Origin of the sequence: Blautia sp. SF-50 (assembly GCF_900101315.1) — a bacterium.
Taxonomy (GTDB): Bacteria; Bacillota; Clostridia; order Lachnospirales; family Lachnospiraceae; genus Blautia_A; species Blautia_A fusiformis.
Genome location: NZ_FMUW01000008.1, coordinates 38,799 through 61,190, shown reverse-complemented (window position 1 = coordinate 61,190; position 22,392 = coordinate 38,799). Strand labels below are relative to the sequence as shown.

Annotated in this window: 21 protein-coding genes; 17 read left to right on the top strand and 4 right to left on the bottom strand. The window is 41.7% G+C overall.

Going from position 1 to position 22,392, the window contains the following annotated elements; all coding sequences use genetic code 11:
• Positions 1 to 10 precede the first annotated feature (10 nt).
• Both BLP57_RS07010 and BLP57_RS07005 read left to right on the top strand, forming a co-directional pair.
• Entirely contained in the window at positions 11 to 1,747 is a 1,737-nt protein-coding gene (locus BLP57_RS07010; protein WP_092070388.1) for an adenine deaminase C-terminal domain-containing protein, read from the top strand.
• A 203-nt stretch (positions 1,748 to 1,950) separates the two neighbouring features.
• Complete coding sequence (locus tag BLP57_RS07005; protein WP_015524482.1) at positions 1,951 to 3,417, top strand: sensor domain-containing diguanylate cyclase; 1,467 nt, start codon at positions 1,951 to 1,953, stop codon at positions 3,415 to 3,417.
• Between the two features lie 90 nt (positions 3,418 to 3,507).
• Here BLP57_RS07005 and BLP57_RS07000 read toward each other — a convergent pair whose 3' ends face one another.
• Complete coding sequence (locus tag BLP57_RS07000) at positions 3,508 to 4,893, bottom strand: MATE family efflux transporter (protein ID WP_092070385.1); 1,386 nt, start codon at positions 4,891 to 4,893, stop codon at positions 3,508 to 3,510.
• Between the two features lie 572 nt (positions 4,894 to 5,465).
• Here BLP57_RS07000 and BLP57_RS06995 point away from each other — a divergent pair.
• From BLP57_RS06995 to BLP57_RS06945, 11 genes are all read left to right on the top strand, one after another.
• Positions 5,466 to 6,932: an aminotransferase class I/II-fold pyridoxal phosphate-dependent enzyme gene (locus BLP57_RS06995; RefSeq protein ID WP_015524484.1), complete on the top strand. Its 1,467-nt coding sequence runs from the start codon at positions 5,466 to 5,468 to the stop codon at positions 6,930 to 6,932.
• A 5-nt stretch (positions 6,933 to 6,937) separates the two neighbouring features.
• Entirely contained in the window at positions 6,938 to 7,792 is an 855-nt protein-coding gene (speE, locus tag BLP57_RS06990) for a polyamine aminopropyltransferase (RefSeq protein WP_015524485.1), read from the top strand.
• Between the two features lie 3 nt (positions 7,793 to 7,795).
• Positions 7,796 to 8,653 carry an agmatinase gene (gene speB, locus BLP57_RS06985; RefSeq protein ID WP_015524486.1) on the top strand — a complete coding sequence of 286 codons (858 nt, stop codon included), beginning with the start codon at positions 7,796 to 7,798 and terminating at the stop codon, positions 8,651 to 8,653.
• Between the two features lie 42 nt (positions 8,654 to 8,695).
• Positions 8,696 to 9,955, top strand: a complete 1,260-nt coding sequence (locus BLP57_RS06980; protein ID WP_022426348.1) for a saccharopine dehydrogenase family protein — start codon at positions 8,696 to 8,698, stop codon at positions 9,953 to 9,955.
• Entirely contained in the window at positions 9,955 to 11,172 is a 1,218-nt protein-coding gene (locus tag BLP57_RS06975) for a carboxynorspermidine decarboxylase (RefSeq protein ID WP_092070382.1), read from the top strand. The genes BLP57_RS06980 and BLP57_RS06975 overlap by 1 nt, the downstream gene beginning before the upstream one ends.
• A 61-nt stretch (positions 11,173 to 11,233) precedes the next feature.
• Entirely contained in the window at positions 11,234 to 12,754 is a 1,521-nt protein-coding gene (gene yfcC, locus BLP57_RS06970) for a putative basic amino acid antiporter YfcC (RefSeq protein ID WP_021650661.1), read from the top strand.
• 32 nt (positions 12,755 to 12,786) lie between these two features.
• A complete protein-coding gene (gene iadA, locus BLP57_RS06965) occupies positions 12,787 to 13,935 on the top strand; it encodes a beta-aspartyl-peptidase (RefSeq protein WP_092070379.1) in 1,149 nt (382 codons plus the stop codon).
• An 84-nt stretch (positions 13,936 to 14,019) separates the two neighbouring features.
• Positions 14,020 to 15,054 (top strand): alcohol dehydrogenase, encoded by a 1,035-nt coding sequence (locus BLP57_RS06960; protein ID WP_044960967.1) that lies wholly within the window; start codon positions 14,020 to 14,022, stop codon positions 15,052 to 15,054.
• Between the two features lie 27 nt (positions 15,055 to 15,081).
• Positions 15,082 to 15,444: a hypothetical protein gene (locus BLP57_RS06955; protein ID WP_139148830.1), complete on the top strand. Its 363-nt coding sequence runs from the start codon at positions 15,082 to 15,084 to the stop codon at positions 15,442 to 15,444.
• Positions 15,445 to 16,052: 608 nt separating this feature from the next.
• On the top strand, positions 16,053 to 16,475 hold the full coding sequence (locus BLP57_RS06950) for a MarR family winged helix-turn-helix transcriptional regulator (RefSeq protein ID WP_092070373.1): 423 nt from the start codon (positions 16,053 to 16,055) through the stop codon (positions 16,473 to 16,475).
• A 14-nt stretch (positions 16,476 to 16,489) separates the two neighbouring features.
• Positions 16,490 to 17,773, top strand: a complete 1,284-nt coding sequence (locus tag BLP57_RS06945) for a cytidylate kinase family protein (RefSeq protein ID WP_092070369.1) — start codon at positions 16,490 to 16,492, stop codon at positions 17,771 to 17,773.
• A 151-nt stretch (positions 17,774 to 17,924) separates the two neighbouring features.
• Here BLP57_RS06945 and BLP57_RS18860 read toward each other — a convergent pair whose 3' ends face one another.
• Positions 17,925 to 18,155 carry a helix-turn-helix transcriptional regulator gene (locus BLP57_RS18860; protein ID WP_092070366.1) on the bottom strand — a complete coding sequence of 77 codons (231 nt, stop codon included), beginning with the start codon at positions 18,153 to 18,155 and terminating at the stop codon, positions 17,925 to 17,927.
• Positions 18,156 to 18,182: 27 nt separating this feature from the next.
• On the opposite strand from BLP57_RS18860, the gene BLP57_RS17590 reads away from it, so the two are divergent.
• On the top strand, positions 18,183 to 18,359 hold the full coding sequence (locus BLP57_RS17590) for a sporulation initiation factor Spo0A C-terminal domain-containing protein (RefSeq protein WP_114002895.1): 177 nt from the start codon (positions 18,183 to 18,185) through the stop codon (positions 18,357 to 18,359).
• A 32-nt stretch (positions 18,360 to 18,391) separates the two neighbouring features.
• Here BLP57_RS17590 and BLP57_RS06935 read toward each other — a convergent pair whose 3' ends face one another.
• Complete coding sequence (locus BLP57_RS06935) at positions 18,392 to 18,847, bottom strand: Rrf2 family transcriptional regulator (RefSeq protein ID WP_092070363.1); 456 nt, start codon at positions 18,845 to 18,847, stop codon at positions 18,392 to 18,394.
• Positions 18,848 to 19,238: 391 nt separating this feature from the next.
• Between BLP57_RS06935 and BLP57_RS06925 the strand changes: the two genes are divergently transcribed.
• Entirely contained in the window at positions 19,239 to 19,865 is a 627-nt protein-coding gene (locus BLP57_RS06925; RefSeq protein ID WP_092070360.1) for a DUF3786 domain-containing protein, read from the top strand.
• On the opposite strand, the gene BLP57_RS06920 is transcribed toward BLP57_RS06925, so the two are convergent.
• A complete protein-coding gene (locus tag BLP57_RS06920; RefSeq protein ID WP_092070357.1) occupies positions 19,787 to 20,434 on the bottom strand; it encodes a TetR/AcrR family transcriptional regulator in 648 nt (215 codons plus the stop codon). The genes BLP57_RS06925 and BLP57_RS06920 overlap by 79 nt on opposite strands.
• Positions 20,435 to 20,602: 168 nt before the next feature.
• Between BLP57_RS06920 and BLP57_RS06915 the strand changes: the two genes are divergently transcribed.
• Together BLP57_RS06915 and BLP57_RS06910 are read left to right on the top strand one after the other, a co-directional pair.
• Entirely contained in the window at positions 20,603 to 21,373 is a 771-nt protein-coding gene (locus BLP57_RS06915; RefSeq protein ID WP_092070354.1) for an ATP-binding protein, read from the top strand.
• 85 nt (positions 21,374 to 21,458) lie between these two features.
• On the top strand, positions 21,459 to 22,391 hold the full coding sequence (locus BLP57_RS06910; protein WP_092070351.1) for an AAA family ATPase: 933 nt from the start codon (positions 21,459 to 21,461) through the stop codon (positions 22,389 to 22,391).
• The last annotated feature ends 1 nt before the right edge of the window (position 22,392 follow it).

Below are 22,392 nucleotides of genomic sequence, written 5' to 3'. Positions count from 1 at the left end.
GTGAAATGGTATGGAGCAGGTTCATCTGCTGATCAAAAACGCAAAGGTATTTAATTCCTATCTTAAGAAATTCATATCTGCCAATGTTGCGGTGAAAGATGGAAAATTTTATTACATAGACAGAAAACAGGATACGGATCTTCAGACTGACAATGTGATCGATGCAAAGGGATCATACATGATTCCAGGACTGACAGATATTCACATGCATATTGAGAGTTCTATGGCCACACCGGCTTTTTTTGGAAAATGTGCAGGAGAAAATGGTGTGACGACGGTGGTTTCAGAGCCTCACGAAATGGCCAATGTCAAAGGGATCCGAGGGATTCTGGAAATGATCTCTGCGGCAAAGAATGCACCTATCGATATTTTTTACGGGATTCCAAGCAGCGTTCCGTCAACCAGTGAAAAGCTGGAAACAACAGGCGGGATCATTGACTGCAGTGCAATGAAGCATCTGCTGGAAGAAAAAGATGTGGTATGTGTAGGCGAAATCATGAATTACCGGCAGATCATCCGGGAAAATGATCTGGAGATCAGCCGGTTTCTGGAATATCTGAAAAAAGACCATCCGGGATATGTGATCGAGGGACACTGTCCGTCATTACTGGATCTGGATCTTGCAAAGTTTCTTTATCTGGGTATTAATGGTGATCATACAGAACATACTCTTGAGGAAGTAAAGCAGCGGATCGAAAACGGAATGTTTTTTGAGATCCAGGATAAAATGCTGAAACCGGAAATCCTGGAATATATCTGCCAGAACCAGCTCTACGAGTATTGTTCCTTTGTAACAGATGATACTATGGCAGATGTTTTGTATGAGCAGGGACCGTTGAATGCAGTGGTACAGAAAGCGATCGATATGGGATTTCCGATGGAACAGGCAATCTACTGTGCCACATATACACCATGTCAGCGGATGCATTTTTATGACAGAGGAGCTATCGCACCGGGAAAACTTGCGGACTTTATGCTGCTTAAAGATCCGTCCGTTCTTAAACCGGAAGCTGTATTCAAAAATGGTGTTCCGATTTATGCAAAGGATGAACCGCAGTTGCCGCTGTCTGCTTCCACATATGAATTTCCGGCAGATTTTTACCGGAGTGTACAGCTTCCGGAGATTTTTCTGAAAGATTTTCAGGTGAATGCTCCTTTTCAGGAAGGATATGCAACAGTTCGTGTGATAGAGATCAATCCGGATCGTACCCATACTACTGAAAAATTGGTGGAAATGCCGGTGAAAGCTGGAAAGATCTGCTGGGAAAACAGCGGATGTCTTCTGGCTATGGTGGTGGAACGTCATGGGAAGAACGGAAATATCGGCTATGGATTTCTTACAGGCTCCTGCTTGAAAAAGGGAACTGTGGCAACAACATATTTTCATGATCATCATAATCTCTTTGTGGCAGGAAGCTCTCCGGATGATATGTTATTTGCTGTAAACAGGATCCGGGAACTGCAGGGGGGATTTCTGACAGTAAAAGATGGAAGGATCCTTTCTGAACTTGCACTTCCGGTATGTGGGCTTTTATCCGAAAAATCAATCAGGGAGAATGGCCTTGCATTGAAGGCGGTAAGAAAAAGCCTTACAGATCTGGGATATGTGCATAATAATCCGATCATGTCAGTGGCAACACTTGGATTACCGGTAAGCCCGGCACTGAAGCTGACTGATAAGGGACTGGTGGATGTAAAAAAAGGAGAAATTGTTCCGCTGATCGTAAACACAAAGAAAAATAAATAACGTTGTTCTTATTGCAGCAATATAAGCCGGACGTGAGTCGCGGAAGGCGGCATAATAAGGCATAATAATCAGATATCGTTGTAAAAAATCTGCATTTTTCAATCTTATGATTGGAATCTGCAGATTTTTTGTTATAGAGAAAAAACAAAAATCATGGTAAAATAAAAATGCAGGACAAAAAAGGTTAGATCAGGAGAAAACGTATGAAAAAGAATCACTTTGAATTAAAAAATTATGTTATGGCAACCGGCGTTTTTATCTTGGCGGTTATAGCAGGGATTCTTATTTTTTTCGAGTGTGTGCAGAGGGCTGTACAGGTGAATTCTCAGAATACATTGAAGATAAATGTGCAGAGACAAAGTGAACATTTGCGGACGATACTGGATATTAATTATCAATATCTGAATGAGATTGCCTCTGCAATGGGAAAATCAGAAGAACTTTTTTCAGAAGAAAATAAAGAACAACTGATATCTATTTATGAAAAGACAGACCTGGAGAGGGCTGCTCTTATTGATAAGAATGGAGATGCATACTACGACAATGGAGTAACCAAGAATGTTTCTCATCGCAGATATTTTCAGGAGGCTATCAGTGGAGAGCAGACCATCAGCGATCCCCTGGAAAGCAGTGTGGACCATAAGGTGCGGGTGGTTTTAGGTGTGCCGGTATACAAAGACCATAAAGTGATCGGTGTGTTGGGCGGATCCTGTAATGTTACAGCGCTGAGCCATATGCTTTTTAATGATCTTTTTGATGGAGCGGGAAACAGTCTTCTGGCCACAAGTGATGGAGAGATCATTGCCTTTGACAGTGGTTCGGCGTCTGGTACGGAGATCACATATGGAATCAATCTTTTTAAATATTACGGAGAAAAAAATCTCAAAGGAAAGCATGCTCTTCAGGATATTCAGGAAGATTTTAAAGTTGGCGAAAGTGGTCTGGTGAAGTTTAGTCTCAAAGAGAGAAAAGAAGAGGACCGGTATCTGGCATATATGCCTCTTGGATACAATGACTGGATGATCTGTTATGCAATTCCTGTAAAAAGTGCACAGCAGGCTTATGAATTCATTTCTGGTTATGAAATCCTATTTATGGGAAGCTTCTGTATTCTGGTGCTGCTCCTGCTCCTGTATATTGTTGTAAGAAATAATCAGGAGAAAGCGGAATTGGTACGTTCTGCCCAGAAGGATGCGCTTACAGGCGTTTATAACAGAGAGAATACGCAGAAGGTGATCGATGCTATTCTGAGAGAAAAAGCTCCGGAAGGCTTTCATGGCTTCCTGATCCTGGATATGGATCATTTTAAAGAAGTGAATGATGTTTACGGACATGTCATGGGAGATAATGTATTAAAAATGCTGGGAGGTTTTCTTAAAGAGCAGTTCCGGGAACAGGATGTGATCGGGCGTATCGGCGGGGATGAGTTTGTGATCCTGCTCTGTAATATCGGTTCACGGGAAAATATGGAGAGCAGAATAAAAAAACTTCATGAAAAGCTCAGGGAGATCCGTATGGAAGGCATGGGAGAGCATACATTTACTTTTAGTGCAGGAATTGCTTTTGCACCACAGGATGGAGATACCTTTATGGAACTGTATCAAAAAGCAGATTTTGCCCTTTATCAGGTAAAACGCTCCGGAAGGGATGGCTACCGGATCTATAAATAACAATAAAAAAGACAGAAGATATCCTGAAGAGAAAAAAGGAAATCTTCTGTCTTCTTTTTGTATAAATTGGAATGGGAAGCTTTGATGTCCTTAGGCTTCCGGAATTTTTTGAATGATCGTTCTATTTATGACAACCAGGAAAGCTACGGACACGATCAGAGAAATGATCTCCGCAATGGGGAAAGACCACCATACTGCGTGAAGTCCGCCGATGGAAGCAAGGATATAAGCAGCAGGTACCAGGACAAACAGCTGACGCATGATAGATACGATCATACTGAATACAGCTTTTCCGAGTGCCTGGAATACAGTTCCCGCAATGATACAGAACCATGCGATCAGATAGTGGATTCCTATGATACGAAGTGCAGGGATTCCGATGGTAAGCATATCTTCGGAAGCACTGAACAGCCCCAGCAGTGTTTTCGGAATAAATTCAAAGGCAAGAAAACCAATGAATGTAAAACAGAATGCGATGAACATGCTGACTTTGACAGTTTTAAGCATACGCTTTCTGTGGCGTGCACCATAATTATAGGCAATGATCGGTGTAATGCCGTTGTTAAGTCCAAATACAGGCATGAAGAAAAAACTCTGCAATTTGAAGTAAACACCAAATACTGCAGTTGCAGTGACTGTGAACTGTACCAGGATCAGATTCATGCAGTAGGTCATGATAGAACTGATGGACTGCATGATGATCGATGGAATACCTACTGCATAAATATGGCCGATGATCTTAAGGTCAGGACGGAAGCCCCTGAAGCTGAGCCGGACTTCATGATTAAATTTATGGTTGCAGATTCCGGCAACGATGCAGGCTACACACTGTCCGATCACAGTAGCTACAGCAGCTCCGGTAACACCCATTTTCGGAGCACCGAACAGACCAAAGATCAGGATCGGGTCAAGGATGATGTTGGTGATGGCACCGCACAGCTGAGAAGTCATGCTGAATATGGTTTTTCCTGTGGATGTGAGCAGACGTTCAAAGAAAAACTGTCCAAGCAGACCAAAGGAGAATATCATAACTGTGCTCAGATATTCAATCCCAAATTTAAGGATCTCAGGGTCTGCGTTATGTACCTGGCTGGCATAAAATGGTTTTACTACTGTAAATCCAAGGATCAGGAAAACCAGATAGCTTAAGCCATACAGGAAAGCAGCATTGCTGGCTGTCCGATCAGCTTTTTCAAAATTCTTTTCTCCAAGGGATTTGGAAAGCAGTGCGTTCATACCCACACCGGTACCTGCACCTACTGCGATCAGAAGTGTCTGCAGTGGAAAAGCCATGGAAACTGCCGTCAGAGCATTTTCGGAAAGCATGGCAACGAAAACACTGTCTACAATATTGTACAATGCCTGCACCAGCATGGAGATCATCATTGGCAGAGACATGTTTAGTACAAGCCTTCCTACGGGCATGGTCCCCATTTTGTTTTCTGCTATGGGAGCAGATGTACTTTTTTGATTCATATTTCCTCCATTTTGTATTTTGTAGTTTTTGACCTAATTATATATATTAGCATGAAAATATAAGGGATTCAAGAAAAGAATATCCTTCTGACATTATTATAAATGGTCCATACTATAAGTATTTAAACGATTTTGATAGTTGACATGAATTTTCAGATATGCTATGCTTATGTAGATTTTGAAGGACAAGAAAGAGTCTTTTCAAAGCAATTATTTTGGACCACTCCATTTTGGGGTCAAGGCCATACGGACAGCCGGGTCCACTGCCGCTGATGGTAACTTTGGTTGCCTTATTGATTGAGTTAGAAGCTCAAATTTTATAAGTTGGTTCCTTTGATAACCGTCATGCGCCTGTTGCGCAGACTTGTGAAACGGTCAATAAGAGTAGTAAAAGTATGATTGCTATATAGACTCTGACATATATCATCCGGATTCTGATCTCATGTAAATATGGGGATTCTCATATTTATATGCGATGAAAATAAAATCAGGAAGAATGATCTAAGCAGGTTTACGGTTTTGTATCGGCCTGCTTTTTTTGTGCGGATAAAGGAACTGGAAATGGAGAAGCAATGAACAGAAGTCGTTTTAAACTGGACCAGAATCATGCTCCAATTCATGAAGCTCTGGAAAAATTCCTGCGTATGAGAGTAGTACCTTTCGATGTGCCGGGACATAAAAGAGGAAGAGGAAATCCGGAGCTTACTGAATTTCTGGGACAAAAATGTGTAGGTGTGGATGTAAACAGCATGAAGCCGCTTGATAATCTCTGTCATCCCGTATCTGTGATCCGGGAGGCGGAAGAGCTGGCAGCAGATGCCTTTGGAGCAGCGCATGCATTTCTTATGGTTGGAGGAACTACAAGCTCAGTGCAGACTATGGTGCTAACTGCCTGTAAGAGGGGAGATGAGATCATTCTTCCCCGAAATGTCCACAGAAGTGTGCTGAATGCGCTGGTTCTGTGCGGAGCAATCCCGGTCTATGTGAATCCGGAGGTGGATCAGAGACTTGGGATTTCTCTTGGAATGCGACGTGAACAGGTGGCAAAGGCAATTAAGGAGCACCCAAATGCGGTGGCTGTGCTGGTGAACAATCCCACCTATTATGGAATCTGCAGTGATCTTCGCGCAATTGTACGCATGGCTCATGAAGCAGGAATGCTGTGTCTGGCAGATGAGGCACATGGAACTCATTTTTATTTTGGCGGAGGTCTGCCGGTTTCGGCAATGGCAGCTGGTGCAGATATGGCGTCTGTATCCATGCATAAAAGCGGCGGAAGCCTGACCCAGTCCAGCCTTCTTCTTACAGGACCAGGTGTTCATGCCGGTTATGTCCGTCAGATCATCAATCTGACTCAGACTACTTCAGGCAGCTATCTTCTGATGTCAAGTCTTGACATTTCGCGCCGGAATCTTGCACAGCGAGGACGCCAGATTTTTCATCAGGTAGCAGATATGGCAGAGTATGCAAGGGAAGAGATCAATGCTATTGGCGGCTATTATGCATTTGGAAAAGAGCTGGTGAATGGAGATTCGGTTTTTGATTTTGACATTACGAAATTAAGTGTACATACCCTGGATATCGGACTTGCAGGGATCGAGGTTTACGATATACTGAGAGATGAATATGATATTCAGATCGAATTTGGTGATATTGGAAATATTCTGGCTTATCTGTCGATCGGAGATCGTGCCCAGGAAATAGAGCGGCTGGTAAGTGCTCTTGCGGAGATCCGCAGGCGATTCCAGAAGGATAAATCAGGATTGCTGGATCAGGAATATATCGATCCTCAGGTAGTGACAAGTCCTCAGGAAGCTTTTTATGCAGAAAAATGCAGCCTTCCTCTCAGAGAAACCGAAGGCAAAGTATGCAGCGAGTTTGTAATGTGTTATCCTCCGGGAATCCCGATTTTGGCTCCGGGGGAACGAATCACTCCGGAAATCCTGGATTATATTGAATATGCCAAGGCAAAAGGATGCAATATGACAGGCCCTGAAGATCCGGATATATTGCGTTTAAACGTACTGGCAGGGAGGTAAAGAAAATGGAAATGTGGTTTTCGGAATTTCATACACCGGATGTGAAGCATAGTATCCGGGTAAACCGTCAGCTTTATTCAAAGCAGAGTGACTATCAGAGAATTGATATTTTTGAGACACCGGAATTTGGCAGGGTGCTCACACTGGACGGTAATGTAATGCTCACAGAGCGTGACGAATTTATTTATGACGAAATGATCACTCATGTACCTATGGCTATTCACAAAGAAGCCAAAGATATTCTTGTGATCGGAGCAGGAGACGGCGGAGTTGTACGTGAACTGACCAGGTATGACCGTGTCAGCCATATTGATCTGGTAGAGATGGATCCTATGGTAGTAGAAGCCTGTCGCGCATATCTTCCGGGAAATGCCTGCAGGCTGGATGACAGGAGAGTGCACCTTCATTATGAAAATGCGTTGAAATATATACGCCGCTGCGAAAATAAATATGATCTTATTATTGTAGATTCCTCGGATCCCTTTGGCCCATCGGAGGGATTATTTACCCGTGAATTTTACGGAAACTGCTATAATGCGCTGAAGGCGGATGGAATCATGGTTAATCAGCAGGGAAGTCCTTTTTATTCCGAGGATGCGCATGCCATGCAGCGCAGTCACAAAAGAATTGCCAGTACTTTCCAGATCAGCCGTGTTTACCAGGCTCATATTCCTACCTTTGCTGCCGGCTACTGGCTGTTTGGCTTTGCAAGTAAAAAATATCATCCTGTGGATGACCTGGATTCGAAGGCATGGAATTCACTGAATCTTCGCACCCGTTACTATACTACAAGGCTTCACAAAGGTGCATTTTATCTTCCGGCTTTTCTGGAGGAAATGCTTCAGGAGGTGGAGGACTGATTTATGATCTTACCAAATATTGAAAATTTTATCGGTTGTGACAGCAGCTTTGAGGAAGCAGAAATTGTTCTTTACGGAGCTCCCTTTGATTCGACCACAAGCTTTCGTCCGGGAGCCAGGTTCGGTCCTTCTGCCATTCGTCATGAAAGCTTTGGACTGGAAACCTACAGCCCTTATCAGGATCGTGACCTTATGGATATCCGGGTATTTGACAGTGGAGATCTGGAACTTTGCTTCGGTAGCAGTGAAAAGGCGCTTGCTGATATACAGGATCGTGCAGAGGAAATCCTGAAAGAGGGAAAAATGCCGTTGCTTCTGGGGGGAGAGCATCTGGTGACACTGGCTGCTGTGAGAGCTGTCGCCGGGAGATATCCGGGACTTCATATTATTCATTTTGATGCGCACGCAGATTTAAGAGACGATTATCTTGGTGCCCATTTAAGTCATGCGTGTGTTATCCGCAGATGCTATGATATTCTGGGAGATGGGCGGATACATCAGTTTTGTATCCGAAGCGGGGAAAGAGAAGAATTCCGGTTTGCAAAAGAGCATACAGATTTTCATCCCTTTACCTTTGAAGGCCTGGAAGAAACCGTACAGGAATTGGCCAGGAAGCAGGTTCCGGTATATTTTACCATTGATCTGGACTGTCTGGATCCATCTGTATTTCCGGGAACCGGTACACCGGAGGCAGGAGGCGTAAGCTTCCTTGAATTGCTCGCTGCTATCCGGAAGGTATCAGAATTAAATATTGTGGGAGCAGATGTTAATGAGCTGGCACCTATGCTGGATCCAAGCGGTGTTTCCACAGCTACAGCATGTAAGGTGGTCAGGGAACTGCTGCTGGCGGTGGCAAAATAAAAACAGTTACGAAAATTGAGTATAAAAAAGGAGACAAAAAACATGAGCAGAGTACTTGTAATCGGCTGCGGCGGAGTAGCCAGTGTAGCAATTCAGAAGTGTTGTCAGGCAGATACTGTATTTACAGAACTGTGTATAGCAAGCAGGACAAAAGAAAAATGCGATGCACTTGCCCGGAAACTGGAAGGAAAAACAAAAACAGTTATTACCACCGCAAAGGTGGATGCGGATGATGTAAACCAGCTGATCCAGCTGATCAATAGTTACAAACCGGATCTGGTAATGAACATTGCGCTTCCGTACCAGGATCTGACCATCATGGATGCATGTCTGGCATGTGGTGTAAACTATATGGATACGGCAAACTATGAGCCGGAGGATACGGATGATCCCAAATGGCGTGCTATTTACGAAAAACGCTGCAAGGAAGCGGGATTTTCCGCATATTTTGATTATTCCTGGCAGTGGGCATACCGGAAGAAATTTGAAGAGGCAGGACTTACAGCACTTCTTGGCTGCGGCTTTGACCCGGGTGTTACCCAGGCATATTGTGCATATGCATTAAAGCATGAGTTTGACCAGATCGATACCATTGATATTCTGGACTGCAATGGAGGAGACCACGGATATGCATTTGCAACCAACTTTAATCCGGAAATCAATCTTCGTGAGGTAAGTGCGCCCGGAAGCTACTGGGAGAATGGACACTGGGTGGAAATTCCTCCGATGGCGATCAAGCGGGAATATGATTTTGATCAGGTCGGCGATAAAGATATGTATCTTCTGCATCACGAGGAGATCGAGTCCCTTGCCCAGACAATTCCGGGTGTAAAGAGAATTCGTTTCTTTATGACCTTCGGACAGAGCTATCTGGATCACATGCGCTGTCTGGAGGATGTGGGAATGCTTTCTACTACTCCGATCAACTATAATGGACAGGAAATCGTTCCTATCCAGTTTTTGAAGGCTCTTCTCCCGGATCCGGCCAGCCTGGGTCCACGTACTAAGGGAAAAACTAATATTGGCTGCATTTTCACCGGGGTAAAGGATGGAAAAGAGAAAACCTATTATATTTATAATGTTTGTGACCACCAGGAATGTTATAAAGAGGTTGGAAGTCAGGCAATCAGCTATACGACAGGCGTTCCGGCTATGTGCGGAGCATTAATGATGCTTACCGGAAAATGGATCCGCCCGGGAGTGTACACAGTAGAAGAATTTGACCCGGATCCGTTCCTGGAAGCACTTGACAAATATGGACTTCCACGCAGCGAAAATCATGATCCGGAGCTGGTGGATTAATGGAAAGAACAGATACAAGACCACCCTTTGCAGCGTCCGGCGGAATTATTCCGCCGGAGCTGCGGAAGATCAAAACACCTTGTTATGTTCTCGACGAAGCGGCGCTTATAAAAAATGCAGAATTAATGGGGAATATTGCCAAAAGAACAGGCTGCAAAATGCTCCTGGCACAGAAGGCTTTCAGTAATTATGACTGCTATCATCTTTTGGAACCTTATCTGACGGGAACAGAAGCAAGCGGACTGTACGAAGCCAGGCTTGGTGCCCAGGAGATGCCTGGAAAAGAGGTACATGTATTTTGCGCCGGATATCGTGAGGATGAATTTGAGGAGCTGCTTAGCTTTGCAGATCATATAGTGTTTAACTCTCCTTCTCAGCTTCTTCGCTTTGGAAAAAGAGTGAAGGAGGCCGGGAAAAGTGCAGGGCTTCGGATCAATCCGGAATGCTCTACCCAGGAGGGACATGCTATTTATGATCCCTGTGCCCCAGGCAGCCGCATGGGTACCACAAGAGCACAATGGGAGACTGCTGTGAGAAAGCATCCGGAGCTGATCGGATTATTGGATGGTATTCATTTTCACACCCTTTGTGAGCAGGACTCTTCTGATCTGGAAACTACTCTTACAGCAGTAAAGACGAAATTCGGAGATCTGATTTCTCAGATGAAATGGCTGAACCTGGGAGGAGGACATCATATTACAAGACCAGGCTATGATATTGCACGGCTTGAGAAGTGCATTAGAGCAGCAAAGGAAGAATGGAAGGTAGATGTTTATCTGGAGCCCGGAGAGGCATGGGCCTTAAATGCAGGATTCTTTTTGACAACTGTTCTGGATGTGCTGCAAAATGGTGATACCCGGCTTGCAATTTTGGATGGAAGTGCTGCCTGTCATATGCCGGATGTTCTGGAAATGCCTTATCGTCCTCCTCTTCTTGGAGCAGATGAACCGGGAGAAAATGCAGTCACAATCCGACTCGGAGGACCAACCTGCCTGTCAGGAGATATCATAGGAGATTACAGCTTTTCAGAGCCGTTGAAGTACGGAGATATCCTCATGTTTGGTGATATGGCCATTTATACAACCTGCAAGAACAATACCTTTAATGGAATGCCTTTGCCTGATATATGGCTGAGACATGGCGATAAAACCATGGAACGTCTTACTGATTTTGGGTATGAAGATTTTAAAGGCAGACTTGGACGCTGCAGGAAATAAGAGCAGTTTTTCGAAAAATAATATTGACAGGTTTAAAGAAAAATGGGAGGGAGATTCAAAAATGAGCAAAAACGAAGGAAAAGGGTTAAAGTCTTTTAACAAGGGATTCCAAGTGCCTGATACCTACATTATCATCTTTTTTGTAGTTGTTTTCGCAGCACTTATGACATTTCTTGTACCAAAGGGATTTTACGAAACACAGGATATTTCATATATGATCAATGGTGTTGAGAAAACCCGTACAGTAATCAAAGACGGAAGTTTCCAGTATCTGACAGATGATACAGGAAATGTAGTAACAGAAGGAGTAGCACTCTTTAGTGGAGATGGTGGAACAGGATTTTTTAACTATATGTATAACGGAATCGTAAATAGTTCTGCAATCGAGATTATCGCATTTCTTATGGTAGTAGGTGGTGCATTCGGTATCATGATCCGTACAGGTGCGATTGAATCCGGATTGATCGGATTGATCCGTAAGGCAGAGGGAGCAGAAAAACTACTGATTCCGATACTTTTCGTACTGTTTTCTCTTGGTGGAGCAGTTTTCGGGATGGGAGAAGAAGCGCTTCCGTTTACTATGATTCTTTGTCCGTTGTTTGTAGCAGTTGGATATGATTCAGTTATCGCAGTTCTTGTTACTTATGTTGCAACACAGATTGGTTTTGGTTCATCTTGGATGAATCCATTCTCTGTAGGTATTGCACAGGGTATTGCAGGTATTGACGTATTCTCCGGAGCAGGATTCCGTATGGTAATGTGGGTAGTATTTACAGCACTCGGCTGTGGAATGACTATGTTCTATGCATCAAAGATCAAAAAGACTCCGACAATCTCAATCGCATATAAGACTGATTCATATTTCCGTGAGCAGAATGAAAAAACAGGAATTGACGAAGGACATTCATTTGGTCTTGGACACATTTTAGTTCTTCTGACACTGGCTGCTACAGTAGTATGGGTAGTTTGGGGAGTTATGACTCAGGGATACTACATGCCGGAGATTGCTACACAGTTCTTTATTATGGGAATTGTTTCCGGTGTAATCGGAGTTATCTTTAAACTGAACGATATGAAACTGAATGATATTGCAATATCATTCAAAGATGGAGCAAAAGATCTGATTGGTGCTGCACTTGTTGTTGCTATGGCACAGGGTATCATGCAGGTTCTTGGTGGATCTGATCCGACCACACCTACAGTTATCAATACAATTATGTATAATATTTCAAATGCATTGTCTGGAGTTTCCGGAGCGGTTGCAGCAGTACTTATGTATCTGTTCCAGTCCGTATTCAACTTCTTTGTTGTATCTGGAACAGGACAGGCTGCGATCACAATGCCGATCATGGCTCCACTGTCAGACCTGTTAGGCGTTTCACGACAGACAGCTGTAGTTGCATTCCAGCTTGGTGATGCATTTACAAATCTGATTGTTCCTACATCCGGATGTCTGATCGGATCTCTTGCAATTGCAAAGATTGAGTGGTCTAACTGGATTAAATTCATGTGGAAATTCCTTGGTGTCTTAATGATTGGTGCAATCATTACAGTTCTTATTGCAGTTGGAATTGGATTCTAAAACATGCATTGGATAATTGGGAGTGATTTATGATGAAATTAATTCAGAATATTGATGTTTATGCTCCACAGCATCTGGGGAAAAAAGATGTACTTATAATCAATGATAAGATTGTTAAGATTAAAGATGCAGGTTCTATATCCGCAGACGGATTTCTTTCTGAGGCAGAAATGATCAATGGAGAGGGGTTACTTTTAACTCCGGGATTCATTGATAGTCATGTTCATGTACTCGGAGGCGGTGGCGAAGGTGGATTCGCCAATCGTACTCCGGAAGCAACTATGGAAGGACTTACGAAGTTTGGAGTAACAACAGTTGTTGGCTGCCTTGGAACAGATGGAATCGGTCGTGATATATGTGCACTGGTTGCAAAGACAAAAGGATTGAATGAGCAGGGAATGTCTGCATACTGTTATACAGGCAGTTATCAGATTCCGGTTCGTACGTTGACTGACAGTATTGTGAAAGATATTATGATGATTCAGGAAATCATTGGAACTGGAGAAATCGCGATCTCTGATCATCGGTCTTCACAGCCGACTTTTGAGGAATTTGTACGTGTCGTTGCGGATACAAGACTTGGTGGTGTTCTTTCCGGGAAAGCTGGTATTGTAAATGTTCATCTTGGTGACAGTCCGAGATGCTTAGATCTTATTGAACGGGTGGTAGATGAGACAGAGATACCGACTTCTCAAATATTGCCAACACATATCAATCGAAATGAGCTGCTTTTCTGCAAGTCAATGGAATATGCGCTGAAAGGCGGAGCAGTAGATTTTACCGGAAATGAAGATATTGACTATTGGGAAACTATCTGTGATGAGGTACGAGTATGTAATGGTATCAAACGGATGTTAGATGCAGGAGTAAATCCTAACCGCATGACAATTTCTTCTGATGGACAGGGAAGCCTTCCGATGTACAGTAGTGATGGCGAATTCCTTGGAATGGGCGTTGGACAGTCCAGCTGCCTTCTGAAGGAAGTTAAAGAGTGTGTGTTTAAAGCGGATATCCCGTTGGAAATTGCACTTTCAACAATAACATCCAATCCGGCAGAAATTCTTCGCCTTAATGGAAAAGGAAAGATTGAAGAGGGCTATGATGCGGATCTTTGTATCCTGGATCAGGACCTGCAGCTTGTTGAGGTAATAGCAAGAGGTAAAACAGTGTATACAAAATAGAATCAGAAATATCCGGTATAAGAACAGATGTGTTCCGTACCGGATATTTTACTAGCATACATTCTAATAGATGGGGGCAAAATAATGCTGACTTATACATATGTTTCAAAGGGAAAATTTGAACTAATGGAAAAACCGAAACCAGTGCTCATGCATGAACGAGATGCCATTGTAAAGGTGACACTGGCCAGCATCTGTTCCAGTGACCTGCATATTAAACACGGAAGTGTTCCGCGTGCAGTCCCGGGAATTACAGTTGGCCATGAGATGGTAGGTATTGTTGAGGCAGTCGGTTCTAAGGTGACGCATGTAAAACCGGGAGACCGGGTGACTGTAAATGTAGAAACCTTTTGCGGAGAGTGTTTTTTCTGTAAGAAAGGATATGTAAACAATTGTACCGACAAGAATGGTGGCTGGGCACTTGGCTGTCGTATCGATGGGGGACAGGCAGAATATGTCCGGGTTCCTTTTGCAGATCAGGGATTGAATAAAATCCCGGAAGGTGTTACGGACAGACAGGCTTTACTGGTAGGAGATGTTCTTGCTACTGGTTATTGGGCAGCACGTATTTCTGAAATCACTGAGGAAGATACTGTACTGATCATTGGAGCCGGTCCAACAGGAATATGTACTTTACTTAGTGTTATGCTGAAAAATCCAGCGAAGATCATTATATGTGAAAAGGACGAGACACGTATTCGCTTTATTAATGAGCATTATCCGGAGACTCTTACTGTTTCACCGGAAGACTGTAAAGAGTTTGTTAAGACTAATAGTGAGCATGGTGGAGCTGATGCAGTCCTTGAAGTTGCCGGAGCAGAATCGACATTTAAACTGGCGTGGGAATGTGCCCGACCAAATGCAATCGTAACAGTGGTTGCGCTTTACGATAAAGCGCAGATGTTACCACTCCCAGATATGTATGGTAAAAATCTCACTTTTAAAACAGGTGGAGTGGATGGCTGCGATTGCGAAGAAATTCTGAAGCTGATATCAGAAGGTAAGATCAACACGGAACCGCTGATTACGCATACATATCCGTTAAATAGGATTGAAGAGGCATATGAATTGTTCGAAAATAAGAGAGATGGTGTGATTAAAGTAGCTGTGGAATGCTGAGAAACAGGTACGGGAGGCTGAACAATAGTGAGTTTATTACAAGTAATTTTACCCGTGATCATAATGCTTATTATTGGGATAATCTGCAGAGAGAAAAAACTGATCCACCCAGAGGGAATTGAAGGACTTCAGGCATTGGTTATGAATTTTACACTTCCAATCTCATTGTTTTATATTTTTTATCGGGCAAGTATTAAAGCAAATACTGTGATATTTCCGGTTATCTTCTTCGTAGTGACCGCAGGTGGGATTTTTGCAGGAAGGCTGCTTTGTAAACTTGTAAAAGAAAAAGATGTCTATTTTCCCTTTACACTGATAGGATATGAGGCTGGAATGCTGGGATATGCTCTGTTTGGTATTCTGCTTGGAAATGATAAGATCACGCAATAACTTGCTTAATCTTGCCCCATTTTGCCAAGATGGCAGCTAAAACACACATTTCACAAATCCCCGAAATCCATTGCAAAACAGGGCATTTCCGGGCAAATCAAGGAGAAATAAAACAATGATAAAAATATTTTTCATCTGCCACGGCACTCTTTGAAAGATTCTTCAAAAAGCCGGTAAAATCAAGGTCTGGAAGGCATAGGCGGTTAGAAAATAACCCGAAAATAACCCATGGGATTTTGTGCAGATATTACATGTAAATATAGATGATGTTTGGGATGCAACATGATAGAAGAGCTGTAAGATTTTGAAAAGAAAATCTTATGGCTCTTTTTGCAAACAAATAGAAGAGGAAAATAGAGCTAAAATGTAAAAAAATATTTTACAATAATAAAAAAGAAAAATGCTGATGAGGTATCAATTACGATTTAATTTGAGCTAATATCATGGTATTACCCTGAAACAAAGACACTATATTCTCAAGAGGGTAATACATTGTACAAGATTCCAATATACTAAAAAAGTTATTGACATACACCACAAATATAGTTATAATTCTAAAAGTTTGAATTATAACTATTTATATAATAAAAGAAGGAGCTAAATAATAAATGGATGATTCATTTCACTACCTGTCTATGATAAACCATATGACTGTCCAGAAAAAACTAATGGAACAGCTGGCAAACACAGGCCTTACCTTGGGACAGCCCAAAGTATTGGATTACCTGAAAGATCACGATGGTGCCAGTCAGAAAGAGATTGCGGCAGGATGCCTCATCGAGGCAGGATCTTTAACGTCCATTTTGAACCGTATGGAAGAAAAAGGTCTGATCGAAAGAAAAATGCTCAATGGAAACCGTCGTACTTTTCATATTTTTATGACAGAATCCGGAAAGAAAAATCAGAAGCTTGTGGAGGAGGCTTTTAAGAAAATAGAAAAAACTGCATTAAATGGTATTTCCGAAGAAGAGCAGAAGTTGTTTATGGATATTTTTTGCCGGATCTATCGAAATCTTGCAGATATGAAATGAGGAGGAAATAAAAAATGGAGAAACTAAAACGATATTTAATATTTCTGGTGGGATTGTTTGTAAACTCCCTGGGAGTCAGTCTGATCACAAAGGCAAACCTAGGAACATCCCCGATTTCATCAATTCCTTACGTATTAAGTCTTAATTTTCCATTTACACTTGGAAATTTTACCATCTTTTTCAGTATCTTTCTGATCGTACTGCAGTTGATCATCCTGAGAAAGAACTTTAAATTGGAGCACATCCTTCAGATTCCGGTATCCATCATATTTGGATATTTTATTGATCTTACCATGATTCTTTTTTCCTGGGTCAATCCGGAAGCGTACATCATGAAGATTGTATATCTTCTCATCGGATGTCTGATTCTTGGCGTAGGTGTATATATGGAGGTCTTGGCAGACGTTGTCATGCTTCCGGGAGAATCTTTTGTCCGTGCTATTGTTCTTACATGGAAAACAAATTTCGGAATAACCAAGATCTGTTTTGATGTATCCATGTCAGTGATCGCTGCTGTACTTTCTTTCATATTTGCAGGAAGACTGGCTGGTGTAAGAGAAGGTACCGTTATTGCTGCCCTTCTGGTAGGCTTTATCGCCAGACTCATCGGTAAGAAACTTGTATTCCTGAAAGATATGATTTTCCCGGAAAGCGTATCTGCAGAAAACGAGAACGAAGCAAAAGAACAGACAGCAGGAACCTATGGAAAAAATGTTATCGCCATTGGAAGACAGTTTGGAAGTGGCGGTCACGATATTGGCAAGATTCTTGCAGAAAAGTTGGGATATGATTTTTATGATGCGGAGATTATCCAGATGACAGCAGGAACCACCGGATACACACCGGAATTCATCAAGAAAAACGAAGAGATCATGACAAACAGTCTCATCTATGATCTGGTTAATCAGATGTATCTGAATGCGGATATGCAGGATGAAGCGCCGAAGGATAAAATTTTCGAGGCAGAATGTCAGGTTGTACGTAATCTTGCGAAAAAAGGCAACTGCGTGATAGTAGGCCGTTGTGCAGATTACGTTCTCAGAAATTCCGGAAACTGTCTGAAAGTATTTTTTTCAGCGCCTCTTATGAGCAGAATTAGAAGAGTGGCACAGAGACAGAATATCTCCGAGGGAGAAGCCAAAGCTACGGTTCAGAAAAATGAAAAACTCCGTGCAGATAACTACCGTTATTACACCCGCCGTATGTGGGGTGCAGCCGGAAACTTTGATCTCAGCCTGAATACAGATTTGGGAGAAGAATATATTGAGAACTGCATCCGCAGTGCTATGAAACTGTAAAAATATATAAAGCCTTATAATATTTGTCGTAAATGATATAGCCCCTTAAGGAACAGTCAATCTAAAAATCATATTTGAGGGACATATCATTTGCAGTAATATTATAAGGCTTTTTCTTTTCTACTGTATACAGATAAGACACATACAGGACTTATAAAGTATTTCGGTATTCCGCTGGTGTCATATGGAACTTTTTCTCAAAAATTTTATAAAAATGCGTAATGTTGGAATAACCGATCTCTTCCATGACAGTAGTAACAGAACAATCAGGCTGCTTTAATATTTCCGCCGCTCTGGACAGACGGATATTCTGGATAAGAGAAGAAAAAGTCTGTCCCGTATAATTTTTTAGGATAAAAAGCAGGAATCCTCGGCAATTCAATTACCGAGATGAAAGCGTAAACTGTGCATGTCTACACTCATAATAAATGAAAAGATTGCAGAAAAGTACAACACAACACCAGAAGAGGTACGCAGAGAAATGCAGATAGCCATAGATGCAGGATTTGATAATCCTGATCCGGCTGTGCAGGAAGTATTTATGGGAAACCTGAATCCGGTCATAAAGAAGGTGAACCGGATGTAGTAGGAACATTTTCCGTAAATCGGGATGAAAATTTAACCGTGATGGCTAACCGGGGAGATATTGAGGATTGATGTTCGCTGATAATAGGTATCTATGATATCCTGTAAAGTAATTATATTCATTTTTTCTTCAGCAGTTTTTTGGATTTCATTATAGAATTCCTGTAAAGACAACTGAATATTAATGCCAACGCCGCAATCAGGGTTGGTATGAGTATCTAAATGAAGCAACGGCTTCTCACCTTCAACTGCTTTATAAATATCCAGCAATGTAATCTGATCTGCTGGTTTTGAAAGAGAAGGACGGGCATGTCCGGCTACACTGGTCATAAGTCCGGCTTTTTTTAGTTTTAACATAAGCTGGCGTACAAAGCCGGGATTTGTATGGACACTTTCTGCAATTGAGGCACTGGAGAGAGATTTTTCCTGGTTGATAGCAATCAGAACCATCACATGAACTGTATCGCTTAATTTTGTTGAATATTTCATGATAAGAAACTCCTTATAGTATGATATGATGATTTTTTTTCACATTTTTGAGACAAAAATATTTCTGGTTTGTCTAAAACATTTCAAGTTCTCAACAGTTCTTTTCAATGTGTTGAGAAACTGTGCATATTTATTATTTTGATGATTGTAAATAATATAATTACAACTATAATGAAATTTAAAGGAAAAGTCAACACAGTAATGAAACTTACGGAGGAGTGTATAATATGCTGATCGTAGACAAATCTATGAAACTATGACTGAGGTAATGAGTTTTGTCCAGGAATGGATAAAAGAGAATCCGGACAAAGTTAGATTTATGAGAACACTAAAATCTTTGTATAAACATTGATTATTACATGATACTATAAATGTTCATAAAGGAGAGCTTATGGAATACAAAAATCAAACAGAAAATCGTGCATTTCAGGAAATGTTGCAGGCAGCAGTAAAACGGCTGCAAAATCGTTCCGGAGAGGATCTTGCTGCAAAAAGTGGGGCTGTTTTTCATAGCAGTCGAAATGTGCTTGAAGTACTGAGTTTTTATGAAACGATTGAAATTCAACTCCCTGAGTTTCGTATTAACTCAAACATGGGCGAATGGCATTATCTGACGTTGTTGCATTATCTGGATATGGCCGATGGCACAGAAGGCTCACAGAAGCTCATTACTTTTGGTAACCTGAAAGATGGATTGATACGTGGAACCAAGTTTGACCGGACAGCAGAGCAGAAACTGGAAAAACTCTTACAGGGCAAAGATCCTGAAAAAATTAAAAAAGCATGTAAAAGCCTGGGTGCAGAATTCACAGAGACAACGGCGGATCTGTGTGCTGTTTTTCCAGTTCTGCCAAGATATCCGGTAACTTTAAAGATATGGTTTGCGGATGAAGAATTTCCTGCATCGGGAAAACTATTTCTTCAAGATCATGCCGATCATTATCTGAGTGTAGAAGATGCGGTAACAGTTGGAGAAATTTTGCTGCAAAAATTATCGGAAGCATTTTCTTCCCTCTGATCATGGATCAGAAAACTTTCCAGTCCGGCTTTGATAAATTTGTCAATTGTTGTCTGAATCTGTTTCCAGTCATTACAGTGATTGCGTAGCATCAGTCTGTTGATGGAAAGGCAGCCATTCATTTGAAAATAAAAAATCGATTCTGCCTGCTCAAAGGTCAGGAGGCTGTGTGACATAAGCCAGGTCACATAGCCTTCTTTTGTATTTTCTGCTAATTTTTCCAGAAGAATGGGGGCAATTGCATCATCCAGAAATAGTGCCCTGTATTGTGATTCCATCTGTATTTTCTGACAGAACGGATAGGAACAGCTTTTTTGATTTAGACAGAATAAATGATCTACAGTTGTTAACATATCCTGAGTCATATCATTAAAAATATCTGATAATACATCATGGATATCGTAGTAATGAAGATAAAAAGTGCCACGGTTGATTTCAGCATTTTTGCAGATCTCTGTAACTGTAATTTTCGTAAAACTCTTCTGCTTTAACAATTCTAAGAACGTATCTTTTATGGTTTGCCTGGTATAGCGGGTACGGCGATCTTGTTTTCTCGTTTTTTCTGACATTATATACTCCTGTATGAATTGATATCATATGATTCCTCAACAATTTTTCTGATGTGTTGAGTAGCCATACAAATCTCACAGATTGATTATTGTAATTTATATAGTAACAACTATAATGAGATTTAAAGAAAAAGTCAACAGATTGTTCAGAATTTTAGGAGGAAAAACATGGGACATGTAATTGCTGTATCAGGAAAAGGCGGTGTAGGGAAAACAACCCTTTGTGGATTGTTGATTCAATATTTATGTGAAAATGGAAAACATCCGGTTTTAGCTGTAGATGCAGATGCAAATGCGAATTTGAATGAAGTGCTCGGCGTTGAACCGGAGATTACACTCGGAGAACTGAGAGAAGAGATTGAACGTGCAGGAGTTGATCCACGATATCAGATTCCGACAGGAATAACAAAACAGGCTTATCTGGAAATGCGTCTCTCCGATGCAATTGCAGAAGAAGATGATTATGATTTGATGGTAATGGGGCGAACCCAGGGACAGGGCTGCTATTGTTTTGTAAATGGTCTTGTGCAGACCCAGGTTCAGAAACTGCAAAGCCATTATCCATATATTGTGGTTGACAACGAAGCAGGTATGGAACATATCAGCAGAGGAATCCTGCCAATGATGGAAGTTGCGATTCTTGTAAGTGACTGTTCCAGAAGAGGCGTTCAGGCGGCCGGACGTATTGCAAAGCTGATGAAGGAGTTAAACTTTAAACCACAGAAAACCGGATTAATCGTGAATCGTGTTCCAGATGGAAAACTGGATGCCGGAACTCTGGAAGAAATCCGAAATCAAGGACTGGAACTGTTAGGGGTTGTACCACATGATGACCAGGTATATCAGTATGACTGTGCTGGAAAGCCGATCATACGGCTTCCGAAAGATTCTCCTGTAAGAAGTGCACTGGGAGAAATTGTAAAGAAGTTAGGATTGTGAGCTGGAGGATTGAAAGTATGAAGATTGAGTAAACAGAAATATTATCTGATTTGGTATAACCAATTGCAAAGAAAGGAAAATCCTCATGAGAAATCATTGGACAGAAATAGAAAAATATTTAGAAGACCAGAAGATAGCGCAGGAACTGATTGGAGAACTGAGAGATTTTCACATGCGTTATGAGGTAAAGGATCAGGTAAAGGAACGAGTAGAAAAACCGGATATCCTATTTTATGGGAAAAAGATTCTGGAAACGTCAATAGCAGCGCTTCTTCAGGGAGATAACCTGTTACTTTCCGGTGCGAAAGCTACAGGAAAAAATGTACTATGCGAGACACTGGCATGGATATTCGGAAGACCGGAATACGACATTTCTTTTCATGTAAATACAGACAGTGCCGATCTGATCGGAACGGATACCTTTATAAATAATGAGGTTCGCCTTCGGAAAGGCCCCATCTACCAATGCGCGGAATTTGGAGGATTTGGAATCCTGGACGAAATCAATATGGCAAAAAATGATGCGGTTTCTGTATTGCATGCCACACTGGATCATCGGCGCAGAATTGATATTCCAGGATATAACAGGATTTTACTTCATCCGGCAACACGATTTATCGGCACGATGAATTATGGTTACGCAGGTACCAGAGAGCTAAATGAAGCATTGGTTTCAAGGTTTATGGTAATTGATATGCCTGAAATGGATGAGGATAGTGTCCTTTTTGTATTAAGACAACATTTTCCAGATGGGAAAAAAAGTGCACTGAAAGCCTTTGCAGGACTGTTTCTGGATTTGCAGATCAAAGCTTATCATGGAGAAATCTCAACAAAATCTCTTGACCTGAGAGGATTGGTTTCTGCTGTAAAAGCAACAAGAAGCGGACTTTCTCCAATTGATGCAATCCAGATGGGAATCATAAATAAAAGTTTTGATGTATTTGAAAAAGAGATCGTAGAAGATGTGGTTTCTACCAGAATCCCATCTTCCTGGACCGGAAAAGATATATGGGGGTAAG